Here is a 6,691-nt window from a genome sequence, read left to right as displayed (position 1 = left end):
ATCTGCTCGGCATGGGAGAAGTCTTCCAGCCCCTGCGCGTGCGCGAAGTCCTCGAGGGTCGGCAGCTTGGGCGCGCTGGCGAAGCGCTCGGGATCGAGCAGGATCAGCCGCGCCGTGCCGGGCCGGCGTTCGCGCCGGGCGGCGGCCGCGAAGGCGTCGCGCATCCAACCGATGGTGCGCCGCACGTTGCGCATGTCGGCCGACTCGCCCTCGAGCCGCAGATAGCGGTCCCAGCTCGCGCGGGCATCGAGGCCCTGGATCAGCGCGCGCATGAAAGCGAAGTGGGCGCGCTGCAGGCGTTGGCGGTGGGCTTTCATGCGGCGGTCGGGTGCATCGAATGGGGCGTGAAGGCCTCAATAATCATCCACGCGATTTTGCGATGTCAAATGCCGATGTCAAGCCCATCGACTAATTTTTCTCTTTTGTTTTCAAGCACTTGGCGTCGGTTTTGAATCTGTCCGGAAGCGGGACGGTGGCGGCGGAACCCTTGTTTCAATGGCTGGCGGCCGTCGCCGGACGGTGCGCCGCCAGGCACGACACCACGCTCAGGATCACGAAGCCGAGGGCCAGCAGCTCGAGCGGCGTGGGCGCCCTGCGCTCCCAGGCCAGGCCGTAGACCAGCGCGAACAGGGTCTCGAAAAGGATCATCTGGCCCACCAGCGTGAGCGGCAGCAGCCGGCTCATCCGGTTCCACAGCGCATTGCCGGCGATCGATGCCACGAGCGCCAGGCCGGCCGAAACCGCCCCGAACCGGGCCCATGCGCCCAGTTCGTGGTGGGCGGATTCGAGCAGCAGCGCCACCGGCACCAGCAGCAGGCTCTGGGCGCCCGTGACGATGCCGGTCAGCAGGTTCCAGTCCTGCCCGGAAATGCCCTCGAGGCGCTGCAGGCAGCGGGCGTTGCGCACGGCGAAGGCGGTCCAGGACGCCAGGGCGCCGACGGCACAGGCGAAGCCCAGAACGGAAGCGCCCAGACCGCCGCTGGCGGGTGCGGCAAACGCCTGCCAGCCGATGCAGACGGCGCCGGCCACGCTCAGCAGGATGGAGGGCAGCAGCGCGCGCAGGGGCACGGCGCCGTGGTCGCGGCTGCCGATCACCGTGACCGCCACGGGCAGGAAGCCGATCACCAGCGAGGTCGTGGCGATGCCGCCGTTCTGGACCGCGCTGGACAGCAGCAGGTAATAGAGCACGTTGCCCGTGAAGGCCAGCCAGGCCAGGCTGCGCCAGTGCCCGCGCGCGAGCCGCGGCGCCAGCGCGCGCCACCGCGGCACCAGTAGGAAGGCCGCGATCAGGCCGAAGAAGAGGTAGCGGCCGATGGTCAGCATCAGCGGGCTGAAGTCCCGCACCAGCGCGGGCGCCAGGAACACCAGGCCCCAGAGGGCACCGGCCCCGGCGCCGCAGGCCACGCCCAAGGCCTTGCGGCGGGCCTGGGGGTCGGTGACGCCGGAGGAGAAAAATGTCATCATGGATGCACTTTATGCTTGCCATTGTGAAGAATTGGCTGGATTTTCAGCCTCTTCACGCAACATTCGCTCGACATGCCCACCAGACTCACCGAATCGGGATACGTCCTCGACCGCCAGGACCGCGCCATCCTGCAGATCCTGCAACGCGACAACAAGACGCCGCAGCGCGTGATCGCGGAGGAAGTGAGCCTGTCCGCGCCGGCCGTCCAGCGCCGCATCGCCGCGCTCGAGGCCGCCGGCGTGATCCAGCGCAACGTGGCGGTGCTCGATGCCGATGCGCTGGGTGCCACCATCACCTCGATCGTCGAGGTGCAGCTGGTCGACGAGCGGGCGGCGACGGTGGACCGCGCCAAGGCCATCTTTCGCGAGACGCCCGAGGTGCAACAGTGCTATTACGTGACCGGGGGCGTGAGCTGCGTGCTGATCATCGTGGCGGCCAACATGCGCAGCTACGAAGGGCTGACGCGGCGGCTTTTCGCGGAGAACGAGCAGGTGAAGAGCTTCCGGTCGCTGGTGGCGCTGGACCGCGTGAAGACCGATACAGCCATCGTCATCCCCTAGATCGATGGCTTGGAGGGTCTCCGAAGCGCTGGGCGCAGGCGCTTCGGAAATCCCAAATCTACTCACATTGAGCTTTGAAGAGCGCTCGGAAGGTGTGAAGAAACCGTCGCAAGCGCCCCGAGGCCGCATCGAGGACCGCAGCCGTACTCACGTACGACGAGGACCGCAGGTGCGAGATCGGAGCGCGCAGCAGCTTCATTCACACCGTCTCAGGCGCCGGTAGTCCGGAGCTTCAGCAGCGCATCACCCACGGCTTTCTGGATCGCTTCCACGTCGCCGTCGGCCGAGGCCTGGGAGGTCAGCGTGATCGTGACCTCGCCGAGCTTGGAGCGCGCGAGGGTGCCCAGGCGCGTGCCATTGGCCTGCAGCTCGAGCCGCTCCGCGCGCTCCATGCTCGGGCGGGCATCGAGCAGCCGCGCGACCACCATCGAGGCCGAGAGGTCGTGGCCCCGGAGTTTCTCGGCCCGCTTGAGCACGGCACGGCGATCCTTGTCCATCGCGGCATGGATCTGCTCGGCGTGGCGGAAGCCGACCTCGAGCGGCGTGCGGAAGCATTCGACGATCAGCGAAGGCAGCGCTGCGACCTGCAGCGCCTTGCGCACCCAGGTGTGGCTGACGCCGAGCGCTTCGGCCAGTTGGCGCTGCGTGGGGAACAGCTGCTCGTCGAGCGCGCGCTGGTACATCATCCCCTGCTCGTAGGACGAGAGGTCCGCGCGTTCGCGGTTCTCGCGGTCCATCGCGGCGAACAGGGCGGCGTCGCCGAGTTCTTCCTGCCAGATCGAGGCCAGCACCGGAATGCCGAGTTCCAGGCAGGCGCGGTGCCGGCGATGGCCAAACACCAGTTCGTACTGCCCTTCCTCGTCCTTGAGCGGCCGCACCAGGATCGGCTGCACGTTACCGCCCGCATGTTCGATGTCGGCCTTGAGGCCGGCGAACTCGGCGTTCGAGAACGCGGTCTCGTGGCGGTTGGCCCAGCGGCTCGGGCGGATGGTCTGGGGATCGAGCTTGCGCGTGGGCAGCGAGCCTTCGTACTGGCTGAGCTTTTCGCGCAGCGCGGCCATCTCGCCTTCGACCTGCTGGATCTGGCCGCGGAAGGCCATCATCTGGCCCGGGCCGGTACGCGGAGCGAGCGAGCTCTTGCCCACCGGTGGAAACCTGGTTTCCACGGCAGCGGGCGGCATGAAGGGCGGCACCTCGGGCGCGGCGGCTTCGGGCAGCGCGGTGGTCGGTGGAGCGGCCGGTGGCAGATCCTGCGGCAGCGAGAGGTTGGCGGTGAGCGCCTCGAGACGCTTGCGTGTGCTGGACATGGTCATGTCTCCTTGAATCTGGAAACCCGGTTTCCACGGACGGGCCGGACGAGTGCCGGTGGAATGGGCGGGTGGCTGGAAACCTGGTTTCCACGGCGCGGGTGTGCAAAGGGCTTCGACACCGGAGCGCGCATCGTGCCGACGGACCGGATCGCCGGCGCGGCAAAAGCCGAAAGCGCCGAGGTCGTCGGCGCCGTGTTCCCAGGGAGGGCCCCTGGGGTCTGCATATATAGAGAGGGCAATGGGGACGGCGGCCAGGGGCCGGAGGTCCACGCATCGACAGGACGCGTATCGGGGGCGGCTGCTGGAAACCTGGTTTCCACGCCACCCCGTCTTTCAAACCTGGCGCGCGGCGCCCTCGCGATCGCCCGGCCCTGGCGGCCCGGGCCGAACACCTCCTCGGGCCGCGCTGCGAGCCTTTTCGACATGGGCGTGGAAACCAGGTTTCCACGCACCGGATCCGACGAACTCCTCATCAGCGCGGGCGCCCCTGCGCACCCCACGCGCCCACCACCGATTGCTCGACCAGTTCGACGAAGGCGTCATAGGCATCTACCGCGCGCTTGTAGGTCTTGGCGGCGCCTTCGTAGCGCTGCACGTCATAGACGGTCGCGAACTCGGCCGCCTTGTTGCTGGTGACGCTGGTCTTCGGAATCTCGACCGGCAAGGTGTACTCGCCATAGGTCGCCTGGATCCACTGCCGCACCGCGGGCATGGCCGGGTCGGCCGCGTCGACGCGGCTCAGCAGCACGTGCAGGAAGTCGAAGGCCTTGCCTTCGCGGTCCTTGCTCTGGCCGTCGAGGTTGCCGCCGAGGTCGGCCAGCAGCGACCAGAACTGCGCCGACGAGGCGAAGTCCAGGCCCGAGGGCGGGACGGGCACGACGATGCCGTTGGCCGCCCACAGGGCATTGATCGTCACATAGGAGAGTGACGGCGGCGTGTCGATCACGATCACGTCGTAGAGATCGCGCACGCTCTCGAGGCCTTCGTTGAGCACGTCCCAGAACTTGGCGCCCGGCTCCTGCATCTGCCGCGCCGGCAGCGCGAACTCGGCCGAGAACAGGAAGGGCGCGGCGGCCACGAGGTCGATGCCGTCCCAGTAGGTCGAGCGGATCGCGTAGCGGATGTCGCGCTCGGTGCCGTCGCACAGCGGGCCGATGGTCATGTCCTCGGTCACCTCGGCTTCGGGCAGCAGGCCGTGCAGCGTGGTCAGCGAGCCCTGCGGATCGGTGTCGATCGCGAGCACGCGGTGGCCGCGCAGGCTCAGGCCCTGGGCCAGGATCATCGCGGTGGTGGTCTTGGCCACGCCGCCCTTGAAGTTGCCGACCGCGATGGTCACGGCCTTGCGGCCGGCGGGACGCATCTTGTCGGCGCGGTAGGTGCGGGTCCAGCGGCGCAGTTCGTCGAGGCCGAAGTTGCGCTTGCCGCCCGAAGGTGTGAGCCGGCCGGCCGGCAGGTCTTCCTTGGTGATGCGGTAGGCAACGTGCGCCTTGTCGACGCCGCACAGGGCGGCGAGCTGGGCCGTGGAAAAAATGGGCGGCACCTTGCGGGCCTCGGGGGCCAGCAGCATGCTGCGAATCTGCTCGACCATCGAACCGGCCCGCGTTGCCAGGGCGGCAATCTTGGACATGTTGATGACCTGGCGGGGGGGAAGCGGAGCCTCGGTGGAAACCTGGTTTCCAGGGATCGGCGGTGCATTGACGGACATCGGGGAGACACCTTATTCGACAGAATTCTGCAATTCTACGAGAATCTGTCGAATGAACAACTTCCACCGAGTACGAGAGCATTTCCCGCCTCTCTATTGTGAGGTCGGTTGGGGAACCCGTCGCGGAGTTGTCAAAAAGCGGGCGCGATCCGGGTCCATCGACGGGCGCCAGGCAGCCCGGAGGCCCCAAACCGGCGCTGCGGGGGCGGTCATCGCCGCAATCCGGGGCCCGCACCGCCCCGTTCCCCTTGTCCACTCACATTGGACCCCATTCCTGCTCACATTCCAGGGATCGGTACCCCAACGGATCTCACATCAAATCCCAACGGTCCTCACATCAACTCCCATAAACACTCACAGAAAGCCTCGCAAGTCCTTGTCGTGAAAAGAGAAATCGGACCGCCAACTCTTCAAATCTCCCAAGTGTTTATCTTTAAACTCACCAAGGCACCCGGGTTTGTGATTTGACGAATTCACATTAGCCAAGCATCATGTGAACCCTCCCGCTTACGCAACCATGGCCGACGACGACCTTCCACGCACACTTCCGCGCCCGCCGCCCCCGGCGGACGAGCAGAGCGTGGCCAAGGCCAACGAGGCCATCGCCATCCGGCCCAAGCGAGGCCGGCTCACCTTGCTGTCGCGCCGGATCTACAACGCGCTGCTCTACCACTCGCAGCGCCAGGGGGTCGACGAGCCCGTCTACCAGCTCCCGCTCAGCGAACTGATTGGCGACGCCCGCTTCAACTCGAACAACACCGAGCTGCTCAAGGCCCACCTGCGCGACATGCAGGCCACCACCATCGAGTGGTCGACCAGCGGTCCCGCGCTGCGCCGCTGGGTGTCGACCCAGCTGCTGGGCACCGTCACCATCGAGGAGCAGGGCCGCGGCCGCCCGTGCATGGTCACCTGGCGCTATCCCGACGAGATCAAGGAGCGGCTGGTCAAGCCGCACCAGTACACGCGGGTGCTGCTCGAGATCAGCGGCCAGATGCGCAGCTACTCGGCCGCCGTGCTCTACGAGATCGGCGCGCGCTACCTGACCTCGCCGGGCCGGCTGTCGATGCGCGAGGACGTGCTGTGGTGGGCCGCCGTGCTCACCGGCCGCAGCGACATCAAGGAGGTCGACTACCGCTTCCTCAAGCGCGACGTGATCAGCAAGGCCCTGGCCGAGATCGACGCGCTGTGCGAGGACTTCAGCATCGAGCTCATCGAGCACAAGCGCGGCCGCAAGATCGAGGAGATCCAGTTCCGCGTCGTTCCCAAGGTGCAGCAGCGGCTCGGCGACATCTCCTCGGCCGACCGCAACGTGTTCGACCTCGAGCTGGTCGGCCGGCTGATCGCGCTGGGCATCAAGCAGGAAGAGGCGCAGGACCTCTACGCCATCACCGACGAAGGCCAGATCCGCGCCACGCTCGACCATGTCGAGCAGCGGCTGCGCAATGCCGCGATGCCCGAGCTCAAGTCGCCCGCGGCCTACTTCAAGGATGCGCTCAAGAAGGGCTATGCCGGCCTGAAGGCGCTGCCGCCCACGGCCGGCGCAGCCGCCGCCCCGGGTGCGCCGGCACCGGCCACGCCCGCACAGCCCGCGGCGGCGCCGGCGCTGTCCGAAGGCGAGCGCATGCGCCGCATCCTCGAGCTGTGGGAGAAC

5 protein-coding genes and 1 pseudogene are annotated in these 6,691 nt (G+C 67.5%); 2 read left to right on the top strand and 4 right to left on the bottom strand.

From position 1 onward, the window contains the following. Both AC27VN_RS28805 and AC27VN_RS28800 read right to left on the bottom strand, forming a co-directional pair. A pseudogene (locus tag AC27VN_RS28805) lies at positions 1-317 on the bottom strand (phage integrase family protein); the annotation flags it as partial. Between the two features lie 175 nt (positions 318-492). Continuing rightward, the gene (locus AC27VN_RS28800) at positions 493-1,461 is read right to left on the bottom strand and encodes a DMT family transporter (RefSeq protein WP_490878747.1); all 969 of its coding nucleotides are present in this window, start codon (positions 1,459-1,461) and stop codon (positions 493-495) included. 75 nt (positions 1,462-1,536) lie between these two features. On the opposite strand from AC27VN_RS28800, the gene AC27VN_RS28795 reads away from it, so the two are divergent. Then, positions 1,537-2,025, top strand: coding sequence for an Lrp/AsnC family transcriptional regulator (locus AC27VN_RS28795; RefSeq protein WP_093352805.1), 489 nt, complete (start codon positions 1,537-1,539; stop codon positions 2,023-2,025). A 209-nt stretch (positions 2,026-2,234) separates the two neighbouring features. Here the strand turns inward: AC27VN_RS28795 and AC27VN_RS28790 are convergent, their stop codons facing one another. Beyond that, on the bottom strand, positions 2,235-3,332 hold the full coding sequence (locus AC27VN_RS28790) for a ParB/RepB/Spo0J family partition protein (protein WP_490878746.1): 1,098 nt from the start codon (positions 3,330-3,332) through the stop codon (positions 2,235-2,237). A gap of 475 nt (positions 3,333-3,807) precedes the next feature. Further along, positions 3,808-4,962, bottom strand: coding sequence for an AAA family ATPase (locus AC27VN_RS28785; protein WP_256222935.1), 1,155 nt, complete (start codon positions 4,960-4,962; stop codon positions 3,808-3,810). A 658-nt stretch (positions 4,963-5,620) separates the two neighbouring features. On the opposite strand from AC27VN_RS28785, the gene AC27VN_RS28780 reads away from it, so the two are divergent. Beyond that, positions 5,621-6,691 (top strand): RepB family plasmid replication initiator protein (locus AC27VN_RS28780; protein ID WP_490878745.1); only part of this gene is annotated, 1,071 nt, incomplete at its 3' end.

It is taken from the genome of Variovorax sp. 20P10.2.4 (assembly GCF_058244205.1).
Note: the sequence above shows the minus strand (reverse complement) of the source record. Positions and strands in the feature narration are given on the sequence as shown.